We start from the raw sequence: 23231 nt of genomic DNA, 5'->3' as shown, positions 1-23231 counted from the left end.
TCGGGGCTGCCCGAGCCGGCCCGAGGAGACGTCCCTCCCCGCAAGTCGGCCGTAGTCGACGACGGACGAGGTACGCCGGAGGGTGGACGGCGGAGGACGGGAACTCGATCCTACGACGTTGTTCTTGAACATTTTGATGTGATTTGGTGCGTTCGCCACCAGCCTGCCCGTGCGACTCCCCGCCCGGCATCCCGGATCCCGGATCTCCCATGCCGACGCCCTTGCCGAAGGAGCCCGCCCTCGGCCCCCCCCCGGCCGCGGCCCCCGACCGCCGAGAGCACGCGTTCCGGGCGGCCCTGGGCGCGGCGACGCTGGCGATGCTGGCCCTGTCCTCGCCGCTCTGGGTCCGTCCCGGGGGCTCCTTCCCGAGGGTGCCGTTCGTCCCGGGGCTGCCGGAGCCGCCCTGGCTGCGAGGGGCCCTCTTCGCGGTGCTGGTCGGCTCGATCGTCGCTGGCGTGGCCCGGCGTCGCCTGCTGCTGGTCGGCCTGCCGGCCCTGGCGTACCTGGTGGCGGGGGACCAGCATCGCTTCCAGCCCTGGGCCTATCAGTATGCCCTGATGGCCCTGGCCCTGGGGACCCTGCCGAGGGCCCGGGCGCTGGGGCTCTGCCGGCTCCTGCTGGTGGCCCTCTACCTCCACTCGGGCCTCTCGAAGCTGGACGCCACCTTCCCCCGGGAGGTGGGGGCGGAATTCCTGGCCCGGCTCGCCGCGCCGGTCGGGCTCGACCCGATGGCCTGGCCGGGCCCGGCCCGGACGGCCGTCGCGCTGGGGATGCCGCTGCTGGAATTGCTCGTCGGCCTGGGACTGGCCTCCCGACGGTCGAGGCCCGTCGCCCTCGCCCTGGCGGTGCTGATGCACGCGACCCTGATCGCGATCCTCGGCCCCTGGGGCCTGGACCACAGCACGATCGTCGTCATCTGGAACGCCTCCCTGGTCGTCGAGGGGCTGATCCTCTTCGCCCGCACCGGGCCCGGCCGCCCCTCCCCGCCGATGGAGCCGATGCCGAGGCTCGGACTCCCCGTCGTCGCCCTCTTCGCCCTGGCCGTCTCCCTGCCGCTGCTGGAGCGTTGGGGGGGCTGGGACTCCTGGCCGTCGTTCGCGCTCTACGCCAGCCACGCCGAGCGGGTCTACGTCTACCTCCATGACGATGCCCTGGGCGAGGTCCCCGGTCCGATCCGCCGCCACCTCCGCCCCGGCCCGATCGGCGACCCGTGGCACCGGCTCGACCTGACCTCCTGGAGCCGGTCCGAACGCGGCACGCCGCCCTATCCCCAGGCGAGGGCCTCGGTCGGCGTCGCGGAGGCGCTGGCCGCTCGGGTCGGCTCCCCCCGGGGCGTCCGGGTCGTCTCCTGGGGCCGGGCCTGCCGTTTCTCCGGCCGCCGGACCCGGGCCGAGGCGACCGGCCCCGAGGCCATCCGGCGCCTCGCCGGCCGCTACCTCCTCAACGCCCACCCGGGCCCCGACGGCGGCTGACCCCGGACCCCTCCCGACCCCGGGCGGGAACTCGGGTCCGACTCCGACCCTCGCCCTCGCGTGCGGGGGAGTAGGGTGGCCGGAGGCCGGGTGAGGGGGGCCGGGCGACGCGAGAGGCCCGGCCCTCGGAGCCTGGCCCCGGACCTCCCCGAGGTCGACTCGCCGGGCGACTCCCCGTCCCGATGCCCCCGCCGATCAACCACGCCGGGGCATGGTTCGTGCAGGGTCCTCGGTGCCGCCGGGCCTCTGCCGGATCACGGCTTCCAATCGCCCCGCCGTTTCGTTCTCATCGTGGGTCGGACGGCCCGAGCGGATGCCCCGATTTCCCCGGCCTCGCACCGGCCGACCCGAGAACGCCCCCCAGGGAGCCCCCGAGATGGACCTGCCCCGAGCGAGTGGGATCTTGCTGCACCTGACGTCGCTGCCGGGCCGGTTCGGGGTCGGGGACCTCGGGCCGGGGTCGGACTGGTTCCTCGACGTCCTGGCCGAGACCGGCCAGCGCTGGTGGCAGATGCTCCCCGTCGGGCCGGTCGGCGCGGGGGACTCCCCCTACGCCTCGCCGTCCTCCTTCGCCGGTAGCCCGCTGCTGATCTCCCCCGACCTCCTCCGGGACGACGGCCTGCTGACCGACGCCGAGCTGGCCGACCTCCCCGAGTTCCCGACCGGCCGCGTCGACTTCGACGCCGTCTCCCGGGAGAAGACCCGGCTACTCCGCCTCGCCTTCTCCCGGTTCCGGCCCGACGCCGAGCACGAGGCCTTTCGACGCCGGGCCGACGACTGGCTGGAGGACTACTGCCGCTACAACGCCCTGAAGGCCCACTTCGGGGGCCTCCCCTGGGACCGCTGGGACCGCGACCTCGCCGAGCGGGACCCCGAGGCCCTCCGGCGCTGGGACGAGGCCCTCGCCGACGAGATCGCCTTCGGCCGGTTCGAGCAGTCGATGTTCGACCGCCAGTGGAGGGCCTTCCACCTCCGGTGCCGGGACCGGGGCATCGGCCTGATCGGGGACATCCCCATCTTCGTCGCCTTCGACGGCGCCGACGTCTGGTCGCACCGCGACCTCTTCCGGCTCGACCCCGACGGCACCCCGACCCACACCGCGGGCGTCCCCCCCGACTACTTCAACGAGCTGGGCCAGGACTGGGGCAACCCCCTCTACCACTGGCCGGCCCACCTGAAAGACGACTTCGAGTGGTGGTCGCGCCGGGTCGCCGCCGCGCTGGGGCGCTTCGACCTGCTCCGGTTCGACCACTTCCGGGGCCTCGACGCCTGCTACTCCATCCCCTTCGACGCCGAGAACGCCGCCGACGATCGCTGCGCGTGGGAGCCCGCCCCCGGCGAGGCGTTGCTCTCCGCCGTCCGGGAGGCCCTCGGCGGCGAGCTGCCCCTGATCGCCGAGGACCTGGGCGTGATCACCCCCGAGGTCGAGGCCCTCCGGGACCGCTTCGGGCTGCCCGGCATGCGGGTGCTCCAGTTCGCCTTCGGCAACGACCCGCTGGCGGATATCTACCTGCCCCATGCGTACGTCCGCCGCTGCGTCGCCTACACCGGGACGCATGACAATGACACCACCCTTGGATGGTTCACCGCCCCCCCCGGATCCACGACCCAGCCGATCGAGGAACTCGAAGCCGAACGTTCCTTCATCCGCCGCTACCTCGGCCCCGGCTGGGCCGACGACGTGCCGCACGGCCTGATCCGCCTGGCCTGGGCCTCGGTGGCCGACACCGCGATCGCCCCGCTCCAGGACCTCCTCCGCCTCGACTCCGAGGCCCGGATGAACACCCCCGGCGTCGGCCAGGGGAACTGGTCCTGGCGGTTCCGGGCCGACGCGCTGACCCCCGAACTCCGCTCCTGGCTCGCCGAGCAGACCGCCGTCTTCAACCGCTTCAACGGCGAGGTCCCCGAGGCCTACCGCACCCGCCTCGGCAAGCCGACCGAGGATGATGCCCCGGCCGGCGAGGCCCCCACCCCCGGCGGGCCCGGCACCCGGGCTTGACTTGGGGCGGTCATGTCCCCTCCCCGCCCTCCCGGGAGCCGTCCTCGACAAGCTTGACCGGGGGGCGTCGCTATCTTAGAACCGACGAGTGCTAAAGGCCCGCGGTCGGACGCGTTGATGCCCGGCGGTCCGACTTAGATTGCGCCTGATGCGGCCGGTGGCGGTCCGCCCCTCGTACGTCTTGGTGGCCGGAGGGGAGGGTATCGAAGCCGGAGCGATGGGACTCGCGAGGCCACTCGCCGACGACACTCCCGGGAGGAGCATGTGATGGCCAGGCCACGCGCGAACAACCTCGACGCCCTGCTCGACCAGCGCGAGGACGAGCACCTGGAGGAGCACTACACCCGGGCGATCCGCTACTACACCATCAGCTACTGGTTCAGCATCGCCTTCGCGGTCATCGGCTTCGTGATGTTCGCCATCAGCCTCTTCTCCCTCACCGGGGAGGACCTCGGCGGGCTGGAGCGTGAGCTCGCGGACGCCAAGCAGGCGATCAACGAGGCCGAGCAGGCGAAGGACGCCGCATCGAGCGCAAGCCAGGTGACGTCGGAGCGGCTCGGGGATGCGAAGACGGCCGAGGAGAAGGCGTCCGAGGCCATCGAGCAGGCCGAAGGTCAGCTCGCCCGGGTCGAGGAGGAACGGGATGCCTTCAAGGACGCCCGCCTGGACCTGCCCGGCGAGCTGGAGGAGCTGGCCGACGAGCTGGGCCTCCGGATCGCCCAGCCCGGCGTCCCCACCCTCCTGGACCGCTCGGGGCTCGGCCTCGACGACCGGCTGGAGATCCGGTCCCAGGTCCGCTCGCTCGCCGAGGGCCGAGACGCCAGCCCGGAGGGGCTGATCCCCTACTTCTCGGACGGCGACCGGGTCCTCAACGAGATCTGGAACGCCGTCCAGTCCGGCCTCCGGGATTATCGCTGGATCATCGAGGAGGTCGAACGGATCGGCTCGGACCGCATCCAGGACCCGTCGATGCCCCCCGACGAGCAGGGGGTGCCGGGCGCGGTCGATCAGCCGCCCGATCAAGCCGCCGGCACGCAGGGGGAGATGGTCGACGAGCTGAACGAGACCCTCGGTTCGTTCTCGGACGCGTTCTACGAGCTGGCGGTCAACCCCATCGGCCGGGGCGTCCACCCCGACCAGATCCGGGCCCGACTGGCGGAGGAGGCGGAGAAGGCCCGGGTGATGGAGATCGACGAGGCGCTTGGACGCGTCCTCCCCACGGCGATGCTGGAAGACATGCGAGATTCCCTCGGCCGGGGCCCGGCCGCCACCCCCCCGACCGGGGGGTTGCTGACCGCGATGATCCATTCGTTCATCGCCCGTTCCGAGCCCCTGTCCGAGATCCTCCGTCGGGTCGACCCGTTGCGCTTCCCCCCGGCCGAGGGGGCCGATCGACAGACCCCGACGCCCGCACCGGGGCCGGATCCCGAGATCCTCGGCGCACTCCGCCGGCACCTCGAAGGGCTCGCCGAAAGCGAACGGACCAACCTCTTCTTCCGGGTCCAGAACTGGGAGCTTCGCCGCGCCCTGTCCCGGACCGACCAGCTGATCTCGATCTTCGAGTTCCTGGACGATGGCGACCGGCCGAGTGACGCCCCGGTCGCCGAGCGCGCCGGCGAGTTCGCCAGGAGCCTTGAAGGGCTGGTCGGACGCCAGCGACTCGTGGCGTCCTACAGCCCCAGGTGGGTCCGCACCTTCCAGTCTAGTGGTGGGATCGCCTACACCATGGCCGATTCCCGTGCCGGCACCGACTTCCAGTCGGTCAAGTTGCCGCCGGCGCCGACGCCGGCGCCGGGGTACGAACAGGTCTTTCCTCCATACGTCGAGGCCGAATCGGTACCGTCCCCCCCCGTGTCGGATGAGCCCGCCCTCCCGGTGGTCCCCTTCGCCGACGAGCCCGACTTGCAGGCGCCCCCCGTGCCCGGGACGGAGGACGAGGCCCCGGAGATTCCCGGCGACCCGGAGGCTTCGGAGATCCCTGACGACGAGGCGCACTCCCCTAAGGCACCCCAGCCCGAGCCCGTCGCGGAGCTTGCCCACCTCGAGGAGAACGTCGACCCGGTCGCCTGGGCCTCGCAGAAGTTGGAGATGCTCGACTTCCTCGCCCTCTACGCCCGGGCCTGCGAGGTGAGCGACCGGGTCGGCCCCGCGATGAGGCAGGGCGTCAGCTCGCGATCCGCCCCGGTCGACCTGCCTCCCGAATTCCCTAAACTCCTCACCCTCTTGGCCTCCGGCTCCCCATCGGCCGCCCCCGGCCGGGGCGGGCCGGGCGGCAAGCCCGGGGGGTCGCGGGACGGGTCCCGCGTTGAGGTCGTCGAGGCCCTGGGCCGATTCCTCCGCGGTAATTTCTCCCCGCCCTCAGTCGGCCTGAATTACGGTCCGCTGTCGTCGGACGGGTTGAGGCGATTCTTCGTCCTCTACCAGTACCTCAGCCCGGGGCCCGCTCGGGCCGCCCTCGGCGGCGCCGACGACCCGGAGGGCTATTACTTCCCCCAGTCCGGGTTGCCCCTGTTCCTGATGAGGGCAGACGGGATGGATCCGGCCCAGTCGCGGCGCCAAGAGCGGGACTACGTGGAGCAGATCCTGGCCGAGGTCCATCAGCTGCTCCACGCAATCGGCGATCGCGACCAGGCCGCCGAGACCCTCCGGGCGCTGGTCGACCTGATCGCCGTCCCCCACGAGGAGCAGGAGCCGGCCTATCGGCTGGCGGGCATGATCGAGCAAGCCCCCGAGGTCTTCGATGCGGTGGTCGACGAGGTCGTCGCGACCCGGGTCGACGCGACGCAGCTCCAGCGGGAAGCTCTCGACGAGATCCTGGTCCCCTTCGGCCTCGCCCGGCAGAAGGAGCTGGAGCGGCGCACCGCGGAGGTCACCGAGAAGAAGGCAGAGCTGACCCGGGCCCGGGAGGATCGGAACGCCATCCTCGACCGGATCAACGATGAGACCGACGCGCAGGCCCGGGCCGACCGGGCCAAGGAGGAGGCCGATGCCACCCTCGGCCGCCTCAGGGACGAGGAGCGGCAGGTCGCCGACCGGATCGAGGCGAGGCGATCGGAGCAGCGCGACTTCATGGCCGAGCACGGGACGGCCCTGCTCGGCGGCATCGCCGCGGTGATCATCGAGATCGTCGCCGGCCTGTTCTTCGTCGTCTCGAACCGTACCCAGCAGGACGTCAATCAGCTCCTGAACCGCGTCCGGGAGGACCGCCGGATCCGACAGGCCATCCTCATCGCCCGGGGGATCGACGACCCGGCCTATCAGAACTGGACCCAGGCCACCCTCGCCCTGGGGATGGCCAGCATCTCCCCTAACGGCTCCATCGCATTGCCCATCCCGCGGGACGCTCCCCGGGTCGAGGGGGAGGCCGGCTGACCCCCGAAGCGGGCCGGGGCCGGACGGCGGTCCCGGCCCCGATCTCACGACTCATCGAACCTCAGTCCCGGCGGGATCGTCTGGGAGATCTCAGCCAGGGGCGGCGAAGGGGCCGAGGGCCGGGATCAATACAGCCGGTCCCGGTAGGATGTCTCGATCTGCTCCTTCAAACCGGCGACGGTCTGGTCCTCGATCCGGCACTGGTCGACCAGGACTTCGGCCAGGTCGAACCCGTCGCCGTCGGGGGCTTCGGCCTCTCCCCGCGTCCAGAGCTTCGAGCGGATCAGCGCCTTGGCGCACTGGAAGTAGCACTCCTGCACCTCGACCACGATCCCCACCACCGGGCGCTTGCCGTTGACGGACAGGGGGGTGAGGACGTCTTCATCTCGGGTCACGCAGGCACGGCCGTTGATCCGGAGCGTCTCGCCCACGCCGGGCACCAGGAACAGCAGGCCGATTCGGCCCGTCTCGATGACGTTCTTCAGGCTGTCGGCGCGGCGGTTCCCCGGCCGATCGGCGAGGATCAGGGTCGTCTCGTCGAGCACGGTCGCCACCGAGGGGAGGTCTCCCCGGGGCGAGACGTCGCACGAGCCGTCGGCCCCCGAGGTCCCGAGCAGCAGGAAGGGGGACCGGGCGATGAAGGCCCTCATGTGCGCGTCGAGGTGGTCGAGCTGCTTGCGGATCACCAGCTCGCTGGGCAGGCCGATGAGCGCCTCGAGTTCCTCGGCCGAGCGGACGATCCGATCGGGGTCTGGACGGTTCACGGGGGGCGGCCTCGCCTCAGGGGGTCCTCGCGGCGTAGCTCGTCATCAGGTTCCGGTAGTTGGGGATGTGCTCCGAGAGGAGGTTCCCCAGGCCCTCGATGTCGTTCCGCCAGTCGCGTTGCAGCTCGCAGGCGACGGCGAACCAGTTCATCAGCTGGGCGCCCGCGGCGGACATCCGGGCCAGGGCGGCCTGGCGGACCGCCTCGTTGAAGGTGCCCGAGGCGTCGACGACGACGAAGACCTCGTAGCCGGCCTCGATCGCCGAGAGGGTCGGGAAGGCGACGCAGACGTCGGTCACCACGCCGGCGATGATGAGCTGTTTCCTGCCGGTGGCCTCGATCGCCCGGACGAAGTCCTCGTTGTCCCAGGCGTTGATCTGGCCGGGACGGGCGATGTAGGGGGCGTCGGGGAAGAGCTCCTTCAGCTCGGGGACGAGCGGCCCGTTCGGGCCCTGCTCGAAGCTGGTGGTGAGGATCGTCGGCAGCCCGAAGAACTTCGCCGATCGGGCCAGGGCCAGCACGTTGTTCTTGAACTCGCCCGGCGAGAAGTCCTGGACCAGCGAGATCAGGCCCGACTGGTGGTCGACCAGCAGGACGACCGCGTCGTCCTTCGAGAGCCGCCTGTATCGCGTCGCCTCGCCCATCGGATCGCACTCCCGGAAACCGTCGGGCGGCCGGTCCGGCGGCCCCGCCCCGACCGAGAACCATACCGGGACTCCCCGCGGCGGGCAATGGGACGGGCCGGTCGGTCGGCCTCGGCCGCTCGACCGTCACGCCCGGCGGGTCTCGACCGTGAGTCCGCCACCGGAGGCGAGTCGGGTCGGCCGGGTCGGTCGTCGTCGCCGTCCGCACGCGGGGACATGATGCGTCCCCGCAACGCCCCGAGGTCGCCTCGGGCGTCGCCGGGCCGGGGAGTCCGGATTGGGCACAGCGATTGCACAATCGTTCGAACAAGGACAATCGGAGTCGACACGTCCGGACCACTTGATCCGTCGAATCGACGCCGCGGAGGATGCACCATGAAGTCGCTCGCCTTGATCGGCCCGGGCCTGCTGGCCCTCGGGATCGCCTGGGGGGCCTCTCCCGCCGAGGCCCAATCGCTGACCATCAATCTCGCCGACCTTCTGGCCGGGCGCGGTCCCGTCGTCTCGCCCGGCCCGGGATCTCCCTATGGCGACCCCTACCGGGCCGACCGCCCGACCTACCCGTACGGCAACCAGGGCTATGGCCAGCCCTACGGCGACCCCTACCGGGCCGACCGCCTGGTGTCCCCGTACGGCCCGCCGCAGTACGGCCCGCCGCAGTACGGCCCATACGGGTATAACCGGCCCGCCTTGCCGGAGGAGCCGCCCTACGGCTTCGGCCCCGCCGCGCCGGGTTACGGTCCCCCGACCGAATACCGAGACTCCTATCGGCCCCCCTTCCCGGGGCCGGGGCCGGCCGGCTTCCCCGGCTACGGGCCCGCCCCGGGCGGTTCGGCGCAGCTGGCGAGCCTGGCCGACACGCTCGCCGGGCAGGCCGACAGCTTCCTCCAGGCCTTCGCGGCCACGGCCCGGGACGTGCCCGAGGGCGAGCAGTTCGTGGCCGACGCCCAGGACCTCGGCGCGGCGGCCGGCCGCTTCCGGCAGCTCGCCGCCGGCCGCGTCCCCCCGGCCCAGCTCTCGCAGGAGTTGCGGGCGGTCGAGGGGGCCTGGCAGCGGCTCGAGCAGCGGACCCGGCGCGTCGCCCGGGGGCGGACCGGGCCGAACATCCAGCAGGTCGGCCTGATGGGCAACACCCTCCAGCAGATGCGGCAACTCCTCCCCTGAGGAGGGTGACGCACCGCCACCATCACCCCGGAAGCAAACGGCCCCCCCGGTTCGCGACGCCGGGGGGGCCGTTTGCGTGGTGACGGTGGCCTCGGGTGACCGGGCGGCCGCGACGAATGCGGCCGGGTCTTCCCTGGAGGCGACGCCGAATCCCCGGCACCGGGCCCGGCCCGGGGACCCGACGGAGGGCCCGATCACCCCTCCTCGACCAACAGGCCGAGCGGGATCGTCCGGAAGATCTCGGCCAGGGGGAGCGAGGGGCGGTCGGGTCCGTGGTCGCCGTCTCGGAGTTCGACGACCTCGTCGGTCAGCAGGTTCCGCCACCGCCGGGGCAGGCCGGTGTCGGGCAGGACGAGGTGGGTGTCCCCCCAGCAGTCGGGGCCGAGGGGCAGCCGGGTGCCGTCGTCCCCCATCATCCCGGCGACCAGCCGGGGCACGGCCACGGCGGCGTACCGGCCGTCCCGGTACCGGCCGAAGGAGACGACGTTCGCCTTGTTCTCCCCCTCGGCCTCCAGCGGGCGATAGACGCCCCGGGCGTACAGGTCGGGGTGCTCCTTGCGGTGCTGGAGCGCCGTCCAGAGGACGAACAGCTTGATCCGGCCGTCCTCGGGAGACGCCATCAGCCGGGAGGCCAGCTCGGCCCGGGGGGTGCCGGAGGCGAGCTCGTCCCGGAGCCGGGCGAGGGACCGGCGTCGGAGGTCGTAGTCGACCGGGCGGCGGTTGTCGGGGTCGACCAGGGCGAGGTCCCAGAGGTCGCACCCCTGGTACACGTCCGGCACGCCGGGGGAGGCGACCTTGAGCAGCACCTGGCCGAGCGAGCCGATCACCCCCACCCGGGCCACCCTCCTTTGGAACGGCAGGAAGTCCTTGAGGAAGACGTCGGCCCCCTCGCCCGAGATCGTGTCGGCGACGAACCGGGACACGGCGTCGCCGTAGGACGGATCCGGGTCGGTCCAGGTCGTGTTGAGCTTCGCCTCCCGGATGGCCTTGAGCATGTATTGCTGGACGCGATCGATCAGCCCCCCGGGCACCCCGTCGCCGTCGCCGAAGGGCCAGGCGCCGATGAGGGTCTGGTAGACGAGGTATTCCTCCCTCGGGTCGGGGGCGGGGGAGCCGTGGACCTCGGTCTTCTTCGACTTGTTCCAGTAGCCCCAGCGGGCGAGGTGGGTCTGCCATTCCTCGGCCAGCTCGGAGAGGACGTTGATCCGCATCCGGGTGTCCTCCCCCCGCTTGTTGTCGTGGGTGGCGGTGGTGGAGAAGCCGCCGGGCCAGGTCGAGAGGCGGTGGGCGTTCATGCCGTGGAACGACGGCGGCGAGTGGCCGAACCGCCCCGGCTCGCCGCCGACCTCGTTGAGCGAGGCGAGCTTGATCTGCCGGTAGAAGGCCGTGTCCTCCACCCCCTTGGCCGTCACCGGCCCGGTCGTCTGCTGGAACCGGGTGACGAACGCCTCCCGCTGGCGGACCTCGTCCTCGGAGATCCCCTCCGGGTGCTCCAGCAACATCGCCGCCCGGATGAACTCGAAGACCGAGGGGTCGATCGTCGGGTTCCGGCGCCGGGCCCGGTACACGGCCTGGTCGATGTAGGCATGGTCGCGCTCGGCGATCGGCTCGTCGGGCCGGAGGTACGTCCGATAGACCGGGAAGCAGGCGATCACCTCGCGGAGGGCCCGCCTCAGGTCGTTGAGCGTGAAGTCCCGGCTGCGCCGGTCGTGCTCGCTGACCCGGTTGAGCTGCCGGGCCAGCATGTTCAGCTCGCTGGCGAGCGAGGCCCGGCAGATCAGCTGCTTGGCGTCGTAGACGACCTCGGGCCAGGGCTCGCCGTCGCCGGTGAATTCGACGTAGGAGGCGTCGATCGTCGCCTGGCCGTCCGGGTCGACGAACAGGCCGTTCAACGCGTTCAGGTATTCGTACCCGACCGTGCCGTCGATCGCCCAGGGCCCCGGCAGGTCCTCCCCCCGGCTGAGGATCTTCTCGACGACGACCGGGAACCGCCGGGCCAGGGGTCCGTCGGGCTCGGCCCGGGTCGCCTCCCGGAAGCGGGCCCGCAGTCGTTCCTCGACGGCCCCCCGGCGCTCCGGGTCGGCCCCGTCGCCGAGCCCCCGCAGGCACCCCCGGACGAACAGCGTCTCCTGCAGGCGGGCGAAGTACCCGGCCGGGTCGGCCAGGCCGTCGGGGTGGTCGATCCGCAGCGCCGAGACGCCCCCCCGGTCGACCCAGTCGAAGATCAGCCGGTGGGTCGTCTCGAAGACCTCGGGGTCCTCGGTCCGGATCCCGGCCAGGTCGTTGATGTCGAAGAACCTCCGGTAATTGATCTCCTCGACGGCCACCCGCCAGTAGGCCAGCCGGTAGACCTGCATCTCCAGCAGCTCGTGGAGCAGGTCGAAGCTCCGGGGGTCGCCGGGGGTCCCCCGGAAGAGGCCGACGTTCTCGTCGACGAACCGGGCCAGCTCGGGGCTCTCCTCGCAGATCCGGGCGATCCGGTGCTTGATCACCTCCGTCTCGGCCCGGAACCGGGCGACCGACTCCTCGTCGTCGGCGTCGCGGGGGGGCAGGTTCTCGACCGCGGCGATGACGCTCCGGTATTCCAGCAGGTTCACGTCGTCCGGCCTCACCCGGTCGGCCAGCGCCTCGGGCCGCTGCGAGAGGATCAGCGCGTACGACCGGGGGGAGAGCGGGAAGTGGTGGTCGAAATAATCCAGGTGGAACGACCCGCCGTCCCGGCCGACGACGAGCTGGCCGTCCTCGAGGACCTTGCCGTACTGGTCCCCCAGGATCGGCAGCAAGACGCGGTCCTCCAGCTCCTCCTTGACCGGCTCCCAGTCCACGTCGAAGTACCGGGCCGATCGCGCCTGGGGGCCGCTCTCCAGCAGGTCGAACCAGTGCGGGTTGCCCCCGGTGATCCCCATGTGGTTGGGCACCACGTCGACCACCCGGCCCAGGCCCCGGTCGAGCATCCTGGAGACGAGCCGCTCGTGCTCCTCCTCGCTGCCGATCTCCGGGTTGATCTCGCCGTGGTTGAAGACGTCGTAGCCGTGGGTGCTGCCCGGCCGGGCGGCGAGGTAGGGGGAGAAATAGGCGTCGGAGATCCCCAGGTCGTCCAGGTAGTCGACGATCGCCTCCACGTCGACCAGCCGGAAGTCCCGGTGCAGCTGCAGCCGGTAGGTGGCCTGGGGACGCCTCGGCGGGTGCTCGGCGGCTTCCCGGGCGGCCGCCTCGAACAGGGCGTCGGCCTCGACTTCGGCGGGCGAGGGCGTCGTCCCGGGGACGCTCGGGGTCTCGACAGGGTTCGATTCGGCGTCGGCGTCGGGGCGGGGAGGCATGGTCGCTGGGCCTCGGGTCGGGTCGGGGTCGAGCGGCCGGGGCGGGGCCGCGACGCGGCGGGCCTGCACAATCGGCGCGGAATCTGCTAAAGTGTGCCACGAGATGCCCCGCGGCGTGGCCGAGTCGCCGCGCCGCGGGGCATCCCCGTGCCTGGACTCGATCTTACCTTGGGGCGGGCGCCTCGTCGCCCGTTCGCCGACGATGCCGACGATCAGGGACATCCACCCGGGAGAGCCGGAGCCGCTCGGCCCGACCGTCCGACCCGACGGGATCAACTTCGCGGTCCACTCTCGGGGCGCGACCCGGTTGGAGCTGCTCCTGTTCGACAACATCGCCGACGCCAGGCCGGCCGTGGTCATCCCCTTCTCCAGGGAGGTCCACAAGACCGGCGACGTCTGGCACATGTTCGTCGAGGGCCTGCCCAATAGCACCCTCTACAACTATCGTGCCGACGGCCCCTACCGGCCCGACAAGGACGGCTCCCGCTTCAACCCCCGCAAGGCCCTGCTCGACCCCTACGCCCCCGCCGTCGCCGGCGACTTCGACTGGAACGACGGCGACCCCCTGGGCTACGACAACGCCGACCCCGAGGCCCCCGACCGCCACCTCCGCCCCAGCAAGGTCGCCAACCTCGGCGGCGCCCCCCGCTGCATCGCCTACCGGTCCGACTTCGACTGGCAGGGGGACAAGCACCCCGACATCCCCATCGAAGAATCGATCATCTACGAGGTGAACGTCCGCGCCTTCACCCGCCACCACTCCTCCGAGACCGACTTCGAGGGCACCTACCGCGGCTTCATGGAGAAGATCCCCTACCTCAAGGACCTGGGGATCACCGCCGTCGAACTGCTCCCCGTCTTCGAGTTCGAGCGCTTCGACGGCCCCTTCCGGGACCCGATGACCGGCGAGCGCCTGGCCAACGCCTGGGGCTACAACACCCTCGCCTTCTTCGCCCCCGAGAGCCACTACAGCTACTTCGGCAAGCTCGGCGCCCAGGTCGACGAGTTCAAGATGCTCGTCCGGGAGCTGCACAAGGCCGGCATCGAGGTCATCCTCGACGTCGTCTTCAACCACTCCCGGGAGGGGAACCACTACGGCCCGACCGTCAGCTTCAAGGGCCTCGATAACAGCATCTATTACATGCTCGTCCCCGGCCAGCCGCAGTTCTACTACGACGTGACCGGCTGCGGCAACACCATGAACTGCAACCACCCCGTGGTCCGCCGGTTCATCCTCGACTGCCTCCGCTACTGGGTCGAGGAGATGCACGTCGACGGCTTCCGCTTCGACCTCGCCGCGGTGTTCGCCATCGACGTCGACCTCAAGGAGAAGGGCAAGACCCCCATCATCGAGGAGATCGAGACCGACCCGGTCCTCTCCCGGATCAAGCTCATCGCCGAGCCCTGGTCCATCTCCCAGTACCGCCTCGGCTCCTTCTCCGACCGCCGGTGGGCCGAGTGGAACGGCAAGTTCCGCGACGCCGTCCGCACGTTCGTCAAGGGGGACATGGGCATCGCCGCCGAGCTGGCCACCCGGGTCGCCGGCTCCTACGACCTCTTCGCCCCCAGCGACGACAGCGAACGCTCCCCCTACCACTCCATCAACTTCGTCACCTGCCACGACGGCTTCACCCTCAACGACCTGGTCACCTACAACGAGAAGCACAACATCCGCAACGGCGAGGGGAACCGGGACGGCCACAACGAGAACGAGTCCTGGAACTGCGGCGTCGAGGGCCCCGTCGACCAGCTCGACGAACTCGACGACGAGGAGAAGCAGGAGGTCGAGCGCCTCCGGGTCAAGCAGATCAAGAACTTCCTGGCCCTGCTCTTCCTCTCCCAGGGCACGCCGATGCTCCTCTACGGCGACGAGATGCGCCGGACCGCCTTCGGCAACAACAACACCGTCTACCAGGACAACGACCACAACTGGCTCAACTGGGAGTTGCTGAAGGAGCACCGGGAGATCTACCGCTTCACCAAACACATCATCGCCTTCCGGAAGAATCACTCGATCATCCGCCGCTGGCGCTACCTCACCTCCGAGGAGGACGAGACCCCGATCCTCCGCAACATCACCTGGCACGGCGTCGAGCCCGAGAAGCCGGACTTCTCCGGCACCTCGCGGTTCCTCGCCTGGACCCTGGAGGCCTTCGAGACCGAGGAGCGCTGGGACGTGCCCATCTACGTCGCCAGCAACGCCTTCTGGGAGCCGATCGAGGTGGAGCTGCCCGAGCAGGACGACCGCCGCTGGTACCGGGTCGTCGACACCTCCCTGCCCGAGGGCGAGGACATCGTCCCCCACGAGGAGGCCGCCTTCCTCCCCGAGCCCACCTACGAGGTCCAGCCCCGCAGCACCATCGTCCTCATCGCCCGCTGACCCCCCGACTCCCCGTCCACGCCACCCACCCCCCGAGGTGGGATCGAGCCGCCGACCCACTCCCCCCCGTCTCCCCCACACGCCGGTCGCACGATCCCGGATCGCTCGGCGATCCGGGCCTCCCCCCACCCATCCCTCCCCCCGGCTCGACCGTCGATTCAGCCATTTCAAACGGGATGGATTTTTTATTGCGGCGCCGCGCGTGCCGTGCTTAAGCTGATCGCGCACGACGGACGATGTCGGCCGTCGTCGCCCGCTGATGGTTTTACTAGAGGAATGAATGCGATGTCGACGCGGCCCGGCCTGCCCCCGGCGACGGGGACCAAGCGGATGGGGATGTTCCTGGACGACCCCTCGCTCCCCGACCTGATCGGCGACTATGAGTTTCCCCTGGAGACCGACTTCCTGGTCGGGATGAACTCCAGCAAGTTCCACCTGCTGGACACGAGCGAAGTCGGCCTCCCCGTCTTCCCGGGGCTGGACTGGTCGGCCGAGGCCGACCTGTCCTTCGAGTCGTTCCGGCGCAAGGGGGAGGTGGTGGACAACCCCCAGTTCCACCAGGTCAATGCGTTCGCGGTCGCCGCGCACACCCTCGCGCTGGTCGAGGAGGCGCTGGGCCAGGAGATCGCCTGGAAGCACGGCGGGCCGCTGGTGATCCGCCCCCATGCCTTCCAGGGGCAGAATGCGTTCTACGACTCGGGCTCGCCGTCGATCAACTTCGGCTTCTTCACGTCCCCCTTCCAGCGCACGCCGATCTGGACGTGCCTGTCGCACGACATCGTCGCACACGAGCTGGGGCACGCCATCCTGGACTCGTTCCGGCCGCAGTTCCTCTTCTCGCTGCATGTAGACACCGGGGCGATCCACGAGTCGATGGGCGACTTGCTGGCGCTCTTCTCGGCCCTGGAGCACAAGCCCGTCGTGGAGCGCCTCTTCCGCGACTCGGGCGGCGACCTGCGGCGCCCCAGCACCATCAGCAACCTGGCCGAGCAGTTCGGCATCGGGCTCGGCGGCGTCGGCATGCCCTCCCTCCGCTCGGCGCTCCAGGGGCCGCCCTACCCGGAGGCCGGCTTCGAGGTCCACGACCGCTCGACGACCTGGACGGCGGCCATCTACGAGATCCTGATCCGGCTGGTCGAGACGATCATCCCGCCCCGCACGAATCTGGTCGCCAGCCGGGCCGAGCTGGAGTCGCCCGGGGACCGGACCTTCGACGAGTTCTCCGAGGCGGTCGTCACGGCGAGCTACTGGACCAAGGGCCTGCTGATCCGGGCGTTCCCCTACATGACGCCCACGAGCGTGACCATGCCGGGGCTGGCCCGCATGATGGTCTTCGCCGACGAGCGTGCCTTCCCCGACGAGCCGGCCCACCGCGACATCGCCCGCGAGGTCTTCGAGCGCCGCGGCATCTGGGACCCCAGCCTCGACCTCGACCCGCCCTCGCCGGGGATCGGCCCGGCCTTCGAGGGCTTCGACCGCGCCGGCCCGACGGCCCGGCACCGGATGGTCCGCGACCACGCCGACGCCCTCCGCATCCCGATGAACCTGGGTGCGACGCTCTTGACCCCCCGGATGGTCACGCTCTCCCGGACCGTCGAGGGGGCCCGGGAGGGCAAGAGCGCTGGCTATTCCGCGACGATCACCGAGCGTTACCTCTATTACTCCTACGAGGTGCAGATCGACTTCGGCGGGTTCCTCTTCCGGGTCGTCGGCGGCGGCATGCTGGCGATGGACGAGGATTACCGGGATCTGCTGCTGGTCACCGACCCCGAGCTGCGCGGGCCGTCCCTGGCGGGCACCGACCCGATCGGGGCCGCCTTCTCGGACGTCCTGCGCCGGTTCCGGGAGACCAACCACCAGGCCCTGGACGGCCTCCGTCGCGGGGACGGGGCCCCTCACCCCCCCGCGTCCCCGTTCCCCTACCGCCTCCTCACCCCGGAGGTCGGCGCGCCGCGACTGGTGCGGGCGCGGTGCAACCTGAGGGAACACCTGGAAGGGATCGTCGGGTCGCGGTCGCTGTTCCCGTTCCGCACCGCCCCGGATGCGTCGCCGTCGGCGTCGCCGGGCCGGGGGGAGACCGCCTCGGGAAGCCCGGACATCGCGCGCATCGTCCGGTCCGCCCGCGAGGCCGAACCCGACCGCGGCCCGTCGCTCGTCCCGGGCCTCTGATGCCCGACCGCCCTGGTCTCCCGCCAGCAGTACCCGTCCGATGTGGGACGGCCGCCCTCGGCTGTCCCCATCGGAGGACAGGCGAGGGCGGCGGTCCCACATTGACGAACGAACAACGGATTCCGGCGAGATTCCCTTGAACCGTGACCCTCGCCGATCGGGGTGGGTGGGGTCGTCTCGACCCCAGTCCGATCACCCAGGCCCCGGCACCCCGGGTCGGGAGCCCCCCGCGGGTAGGTGCGTCGCCGGGTGGCCCCGGTTGCTCGCAACCGGGGTCGCGCGGCGACGAGAGGCCCCGAGGCCGGGCCGGGCCCGCCCTCCCGCCCGCCTCGTTCGGCCGGGTACCCGGCCCACGACTTCGAAGTCGGCATCGATAACCTCTGCTCCGCCCGCCGGGGGGCAGGCAAGCTCGCGACTGACAACGAAACCTGCCTATATGGAAAGGCATGGAAGGACGAATTTCGGATCCCATATTGAACTTCGCTGCTTTGTTTATTAAAGTCTGGGGCCGACTGTGATGCCCCGGCCGCGTGTGGACCGAGGGAGCTCCCCGGACCCGGGCATGTCGACGCGATTCCCGCAACGGAGGCGATGATGATGCCCTTCGCGAAGCCCTGCGCCGCCCTCGCCCTCTTCCTCCTCTGCAGCCCCGCCCCGGCCGGCGACCTGGTGAGGCTGAAGGCCGACGCCCGCGAGACGGCCTTCGTCCCCCTGTCCTTCGACGGGAGATTCCTCGTCGCCGACGTCTACGGCGCCGGGCGGGGCAGCCACCTCGGCCGGTTCACCTACTCCTCGCCCCACGTGTTCGACCTCCAGACCGGCGCATTCACGGCCACGGCGGTGATCACGGCGGCCAACGGTGACGTCCTTCGCATGGAGATGGTGGGCCAGCTCCTCTCCGACACGGAGTCCATCTCCGCCTTCCGGATCGTCGGCGGCACTGGCCGCTTCCTGCATGCCGCGGGACAGGGGACGGTCGATCGCCGGGACGACGGGGCGGAGATCCTCATCGAGGGCTCCATCTCCACCGTCGGCTCGGGGAGGTGACGGGCGTGTCCGTCTGAGAAACGACGGGCCGAGCGTCCGGCCGGCGCCTCCCGCACACGATCGTAACGCCCGGCCCGCTCGGCATCCTTGAGGTGACCGCCTTGCGGACGCCGATCGCGCCGGTTGCAGGCGGCTGCCGGCCACCCGACTTGCAGGTCATCGCCAGACCTGTGCCGCGCCCGGACGCGGCCCGCCCGGGTCGGCCCGTCGGGAAGCGACCTCGCGTCGACCTCGCGTCGTGTGTCCGGATGGGCCGCGAACCACGCTCGATCCGCCGAGGGGCCTCCAGGATGGTTTCGGCCTGCCGGCGGATCGGCTCGTGGCAGGTGGCCCGGGCGTCGGGGAGTCGGGCTTCGGCGTCCCTCATGGCTCAACTGGACGCGCAAGCAACCGACTGGGGAGATCCCGGCCGCCGGCATTCCGGTGGGCGGAGTTTCATGCCGGCTGGCGGGAGCACCGAACCCGCCCGGTGGGCCCCCGAAAAAAGGTGACGCGCCCGACCCCCCGCCACGGCACTATGGACGGACCGTGACCAGGGGGGCCGTCTCATGAACGATCGATCCGCCGCCGTCTCCTCGCCCTTGCGGACGCTCTTCACCCTGGGCGCGACGGGGACCCTGTCCGACGGCGAGCTGCTCGGCCGCTACCTCGACGGCCGGGCCGAGGAGGCCGAACTCGCCTTCTCCGCCCTCGTCGAGCGCCACGGCCCGATGGTCCGCCACGCCTGCCTCGCCGTGCTCGACAATCACGACGACGCCGGAGACGCCTTCCAGGCCGCCTTCCTCGTCCTCGCCCGCCGCGCCCCCTCGATCCGAGACGCCGAGTCCGTCGGCCCCTGGCTCTACGGCGTCTCCCGACGCGTCTCGCTCAAGGCCCGATCCGCCGCCGCCCGCCGCCGCCGGGCCGAGCGTTCGAAGGCCGAGCAGGACGCCGCTCACCTCGCCCCCGCCGAACCCGAGGCCCACCTCCCCGAGGACTGGGCCACGCTCTACCAGGAACTCGACCGCCTCCCCCCGCGCTACCGGGACCCCCTGGTCCTCTGCTACCTCGAAGGGTTCTCGTACGACCAGGCCGCCTCCCGGCTCGGCTGCCCCACCGGCACCCTCCGGACCCGCCTCGCCCGGGCCAAGGCCCGCCTCCGCTCCCGACTCGCCCGCCGGGGCCTCTCGCCGACGAACCCGTCCTCGGCCCTCCTCACCTCCGCCGTCTCCCCCTCGGCCCTCGCCCCGCTCCCCACCGGCTGGGTCGCCGCCGCCTCCCGCCTCGCCCTCGCCGCCCGGGGCCTCCCACTCGCGATGCTCTCCGCCCCCCTGGCCGTTTCCACCCTCAGGAGCATGACCATGATCGCCCTGACCCGATCGATCGCCTTCGGCGGCGCCTCGTTGCTCGGCCTCGGCGCCGGGATCGCCGCGCTCTCCGCCGCCCCGGGCCCCGGCCCGGCCGCTCCGACCGACGCCCCCCCCGCCGCCCTCGTTTCCACCGTGCCGCCCTCGCAGAAACAGGCCGAACCGCCCTCCGGTGGTGAGGCCGAGGCCGGGGAGCGACCTCCGATCGACTCCATCCGGGAGACCGGCTCCAACGGCCTTCTCGCTGCCTCCGCGGTTGAGGGGCCGACCCGCGTCCTCAAGCTGGTCGCCCAGGAGGGGGCGGTCGTGGAGAAAGGCCAGGTCGTCCTCGAACTCGACGCGTCGGACCTCTGGGAGCAGCTTTCCATCCGGCAGGTCGTCACCGAGCAAGCCCAGGCCGACCATATGAACGCGACCAGGACCCGAGAGGTCGCCGAGTTACACGTGATGGAGTACGAAGACGGCATCTATCCACGGGAGGAGGCGACGCTCCAGGACGAGATCGACCTCAAGAAAGCGGAACTCGAACTGGCGCAAGATCGGTTGACGAGGATCGAACGGAACCGCTCACGTGTCAGGGATGTCGTGAGCGAGGAAGAACTCAAAGAAGCGCGCGTCGGTGTGCTTCGAGCAGAGATCGCCCTGAGGAAGGCGGAGCGGGCGCTCGAACTGCTCACGGAATACTCCTCTGAACGGCAGATCAAGTCCCTCGAAGCGATGGTCGAGAACGCCAAGGCCGATGAACTCGCGAAGCAGTCTCGGTTCAAGCGGGAGAAGGAGGCCGAGGAGAGGCTCCGCCGAATGATCGAGAAGTGCCGGGTCGAGGCCCCGGCCGGCGGGGTGGTCCGCTACGAAGCCGGCATCCTCGAAGGCATCACCGAGGGCGCCCCCATCCGGGAAGGGATGACCCTCTTCACGGTTTTCACGGACGGGCCCGAGGTGGACGATGCTGAGGTTCAGCAGGACTGACGGGGTGGCTAGAGTCGTCTCGACCCCAGTCCAATCACCCAGGCCCCGGCACCCGGTATTGGGGGCCCCCCGCGAGCCGGCGCGTTGCCCGTCGACCGGTCCCGGATCGGTCGACGGCCCCCTCCTCATTTCGAGTGACTGCCGAATCGAGTTTCCACGATGATAAAGGATGATGGCGCGTTGCCCCCGGGCCGACGCCCCCCGGGTGGCCCCGGTTGCAAGCAACCGGGGTCGCGCAGCGACGAGAGGCTAGACGGACGGGCCGGGCCATCCTACCAGCCTCGTTCGGCCGAGTACCCAGCCCAAGTCTTCGCGGGCATTCTCGGAAGCCTCCGCGCTGACAGCCGGCTGGCAAGCCGGTTCACAGCAGTGAACGAAACCTGACACAATGGAGGTGCATGGAAGAACTGTGGACGAAGGAGACACACCATGATCACGGTTCAGTTGCCCAGGGACCTGGAAAATGAAATCCAGGCCGCCGTGCAGCGAGGCCAGTTCTCTTCCGTCGATGAGGCGATCGCCGAGGCTGCGCGCCTGCTCCTCCGAGGGCTGGGTCAGGAGCATAAGCCCGCACCGACACCTCGTGCGAACCCGTCCCCTCCCGATCCGATCCTGGGCCTGATGCGTCAGGACCCCGGACTCATGGACGAGATCGTGGCCGACACCTACCGCCAGCGGCAAGACGCGACGTGGCGGGAACCGGACCGTTGAACAGGGCCCTCATCGACACCGACATCATCTCGGAGATGACCAGGGCGGTCGATCCCACGGTCGTCGCGAATGCCCACTCCTACCGCCAGACCTTCTCCCGAGACACCATCTCCGTCGTCACCGTGATGGAGATGGTCCGGGGGTTATCGGCGGAGGCAGGCGACCCGACAACTTCAATCCTTCCTCGCCGCGATCGCGTCGGAAGAGGTGCTTCCGTTCAGTCCGGCCGAGGGTGAGCTGGCCGGCCGCATCGCAGGCGAGCTGGAGCTGGCCGGCCGCCCCATCAGCCCGGCCGATCCCGTGATCGCGGCCATCGCCCTGCACCACGGCCTGGAGCTGGTCACGGGCAACACGGCCCACTTCCATCGGATCCCGCAGCTGGGCTACCCCCTCACACTGGTCAACTGGCGATAGGCCGGTACGCAACGCGGCTGGGCGACCTGCCTACGCCTTCGGCGGGTACGACTGGTGTCCTCTCCAGTGCGGTCCCGGCAGACGTGACCGAGGGGGGAACGCGCGACCGGCGACGTGTTCGCCGGGGGACGTGCCGGGCTCGGCCGCGGCGGTTGGAGTCGTCTCGACGCCAGCCCGAGCACCCAGGCCCCTATCGTCGGGAGTCCCGGCGACTCGGGGCCTTGCCCGTCGACCGGCCCGGGGTGGTCGACGGGACGTCCCCATTTCGAGTGACTGCCGGGACGACTTCCCACGATAGTAAAGGATGACGGTGCGTTGCCCCCGGGCCGACGCCCCACGACCTTTCGAGCGGGCCGGGCATCCTCCGGCCGATCCTCTTTGGCAATCCGAGCAGGTCGAGCGTCCGGCGCACCGGACGCGCACCGCCCCCGATCCCGAGGCACGGTCCAGCCCCGGGGATCGCCCGTCGGGTCCAACCGGGGGGCGCGAAAACGAACCCAACCGCGGCGCGAAAACGAACCCAACCGCCCGGGACGCACCGCGCGGAACGAAGCCATTTCACCGTGGGGCGTCGCGCGGAACGAACCCATTTCGATCGGCGCAACCCATTGTCAGATAGGCAAAAAGGTCCGGGTATGCCCGGAACGTCGGGGCGCACCGGCCCGGATCGCCGAGGCGCACCGCCCCCGGGATGCTCGCCCCGGGCGGGCCTTCCCCGGAGAGAAACGAACCCAGGTTCGTCGATCGAGGCGGGGCCGATCGCCCCGGAATCGTTCGCGCGAATCGAAGCCGATTCCCCCGGGCCGGTGCGCGGAACGAACCCATTTCGGGCCGGTTGGCGGCGGATTCCGGGGCCTAGATGGCCGTCCGGGGATCGGGGGGCGATCCCCGGACGACCGGGCAGGATGGGGAGGGACCGGGACCGGAGCGGAGCAGGGGCCCGGGATCGAGTCAGGGGCGGACGGCGACGTCGCCGTGGTCCTTCTTGAAGAGCACGTTGTACTGCGCGGCGTCCCTGGCGTAGGCCGAGTCGGAGGAGACCGTCTGGTAGGTCTGGTGCATCGCGTCCTTGTCGGCCTGGGCCTTCAGGTCGCGGAGGTTGCCGGGGCCGGGGGGGTTGGCGACGCGTTCGGCCCGGAGCGCGGCCCGGGTCTGGTCGAACAGGGTGTTGACCCGGGGGGAATGGCGGAACAGCTTGCGGAGGATCTTCGGGTCGAACGTCTCCATCGCGGGGGCCTCCTCGTCCGGCTCGATGGCGGCCGGGGCGTGCTCGGGGTGGTGGGTCTCGGGTCGATGGGCGACGCCCCGGGCGAGGCCGGCCGATCCGGGGCGGATCGGGGGCGGCCCCGACGGGGCGGGCAAGGGGAACATCGTACCAGGGGCGGGGGCGCCGCGACCAGCCGTTTCCCCCGATCACCAGGGCCGATCAAACACCCTTGCAATCGGCGGCGCGATCGGGTT

At 71.0% G+C, this 23231-nt stretch carries 14 protein-coding genes; 10 read left to right on the top strand and 4 right to left on the bottom strand.

The window, feature by feature from the left end; translation table 11 throughout:
• Positions 1 to 209 precede the first annotated feature (209 nt).
• The 3 genes from ElP_RS30510 (at position 210) to ElP_RS30500 (ending at position 6843) form a co-directional block, all read left to right on the top strand.
• Entirely contained in the window at positions 210 to 1472 is a 1263-nt protein-coding gene (locus ElP_RS30510) for a hypothetical protein (RefSeq protein WP_197446499.1), read from the top strand.
• A gap of 376 nt (positions 1473 to 1848) precedes the next feature.
• Positions 1849 to 3471 carry a 4-alpha-glucanotransferase gene (gene malQ, locus ElP_RS30505; protein WP_145276689.1) on the top strand — a complete coding sequence of 541 codons (1623 nt, stop codon included), beginning with the start codon at positions 1849 to 1851 and terminating at the stop codon, positions 3469 to 3471.
• A 267-nt stretch (positions 3472 to 3738) separates the two neighbouring features.
• The gene (locus tag ElP_RS30500; RefSeq protein ID WP_145276687.1) at positions 3739 to 6843 is read left to right on the top strand and encodes a hypothetical protein; all 3105 of its coding nucleotides are present in this window, start codon (positions 3739 to 3741) and stop codon (positions 6841 to 6843) included.
• A gap of 125 nt (positions 6844 to 6968) precedes the next feature.
• Here the strand turns inward: ElP_RS30500 and ElP_RS30495 are convergent, their stop codons facing one another.
• The gene (locus ElP_RS30495) at positions 6969 to 7607 is read right to left on the bottom strand and encodes an MSMEG_1061 family FMN-dependent PPOX-type flavoprotein (protein WP_145276685.1); all 639 of its coding nucleotides are present in this window, start codon (positions 7605 to 7607) and stop codon (positions 6969 to 6971) included.
• Positions 7608 to 7623: 16 nt separating this feature from the next.
• Positions 7624 to 8250, bottom strand: coding sequence for an isochorismate family cysteine hydrolase YcaC (gene ycaC / locus ElP_RS30490; RefSeq protein ID WP_145276683.1), 627 nt, complete (start codon positions 8248 to 8250; stop codon positions 7624 to 7626).
• A 375-nt stretch (positions 8251 to 8625) separates the two neighbouring features.
• Between ycaC and ElP_RS30485 the strand changes: the two genes are divergently transcribed.
• Complete coding sequence (locus ElP_RS30485; RefSeq protein ID WP_145276681.1) at positions 8626 to 9414, top strand: hypothetical protein; 789 nt, start codon at positions 8626 to 8628, stop codon at positions 9412 to 9414.
• Between the two features lie 194 nt (positions 9415 to 9608).
• Here ElP_RS30485 and treY read toward each other — a convergent pair whose 3' ends face one another.
• Positions 9609 to 12734 (bottom strand): malto-oligosyltrehalose synthase, encoded by a 3126-nt coding sequence (gene treY, locus ElP_RS30480; RefSeq protein WP_197446498.1) that lies wholly within the window; start codon positions 12732 to 12734, stop codon positions 9609 to 9611.
• Between the two features lie 202 nt (positions 12735 to 12936).
• On the opposite strand from treY, the gene glgX reads away from it, so the two are divergent.
• The 6 genes from glgX (at position 12937) to ElP_RS40130 (ending at position 21770) form a co-directional block, all read left to right on the top strand.
• Positions 12937 to 15114, top strand: a complete 2178-nt coding sequence (glgX, locus tag ElP_RS30475) for a glycogen debranching protein GlgX (RefSeq protein ID WP_145276678.1) — start codon at positions 12937 to 12939, stop codon at positions 15112 to 15114.
• Positions 15115 to 15399: 285 nt separating this feature from the next.
• The gene (locus ElP_RS30470) at positions 15400 to 17283 is read left to right on the top strand and encodes a gluzincin family metallopeptidase (protein ID WP_145276676.1); all 1884 of its coding nucleotides are present in this window, start codon (positions 15400 to 15402) and stop codon (positions 17281 to 17283) included.
• Positions 17284 to 17874: 591 nt separating this feature from the next.
• Positions 17875 to 18330 (top strand): hypothetical protein, encoded by a 456-nt coding sequence (locus ElP_RS30465; RefSeq protein ID WP_145276675.1) that lies wholly within the window; start codon positions 17875 to 17877, stop codon positions 18328 to 18330.
• 548 nt (positions 18331 to 18878) lie between these two features.
• Positions 18879 to 20645 carry a sigma-70 family RNA polymerase sigma factor gene (locus tag ElP_RS30460; protein WP_145276673.1) on the top strand — a complete coding sequence of 589 codons (1767 nt, stop codon included), beginning with the start codon at positions 18879 to 18881 and terminating at the stop codon, positions 20643 to 20645.
• A gap of 429 nt (positions 20646 to 21074) precedes the next feature.
• Positions 21075 to 21356, top strand: a complete 282-nt coding sequence (locus ElP_RS30455; protein WP_231749323.1) for a ribbon-helix-helix domain-containing protein — start codon at positions 21075 to 21077, stop codon at positions 21354 to 21356.
• Between the two features lie 207 nt (positions 21357 to 21563).
• Positions 21564 to 21770, top strand: coding sequence for a PIN domain-containing protein (locus ElP_RS40130; protein WP_231749322.1), 207 nt, complete (start codon positions 21564 to 21566; stop codon positions 21768 to 21770).
• Between the two features lie 951 nt (positions 21771 to 22721).
• Here the strand turns inward: ElP_RS40130 and ElP_RS30445 are convergent.
• Positions 22722 to 23132, bottom strand: coding sequence for a hypothetical protein (locus tag ElP_RS30445; protein WP_145276671.1), 411 nt, complete (start codon positions 23130 to 23132; stop codon positions 22722 to 22724).
• Positions 23133 to 23231 lie beyond the last annotated feature (99 nt).

Origin of the sequence: Tautonia plasticadhaerens (assembly GCF_007752535.1) — a bacterium.
GTDB lineage: Bacteria > Planctomycetota > Planctomycetia > Isosphaerales > Isosphaeraceae > Tautonia > Tautonia plasticadhaerens.
This window is presented reverse-complemented; position numbering and strand designations above follow the sequence as displayed.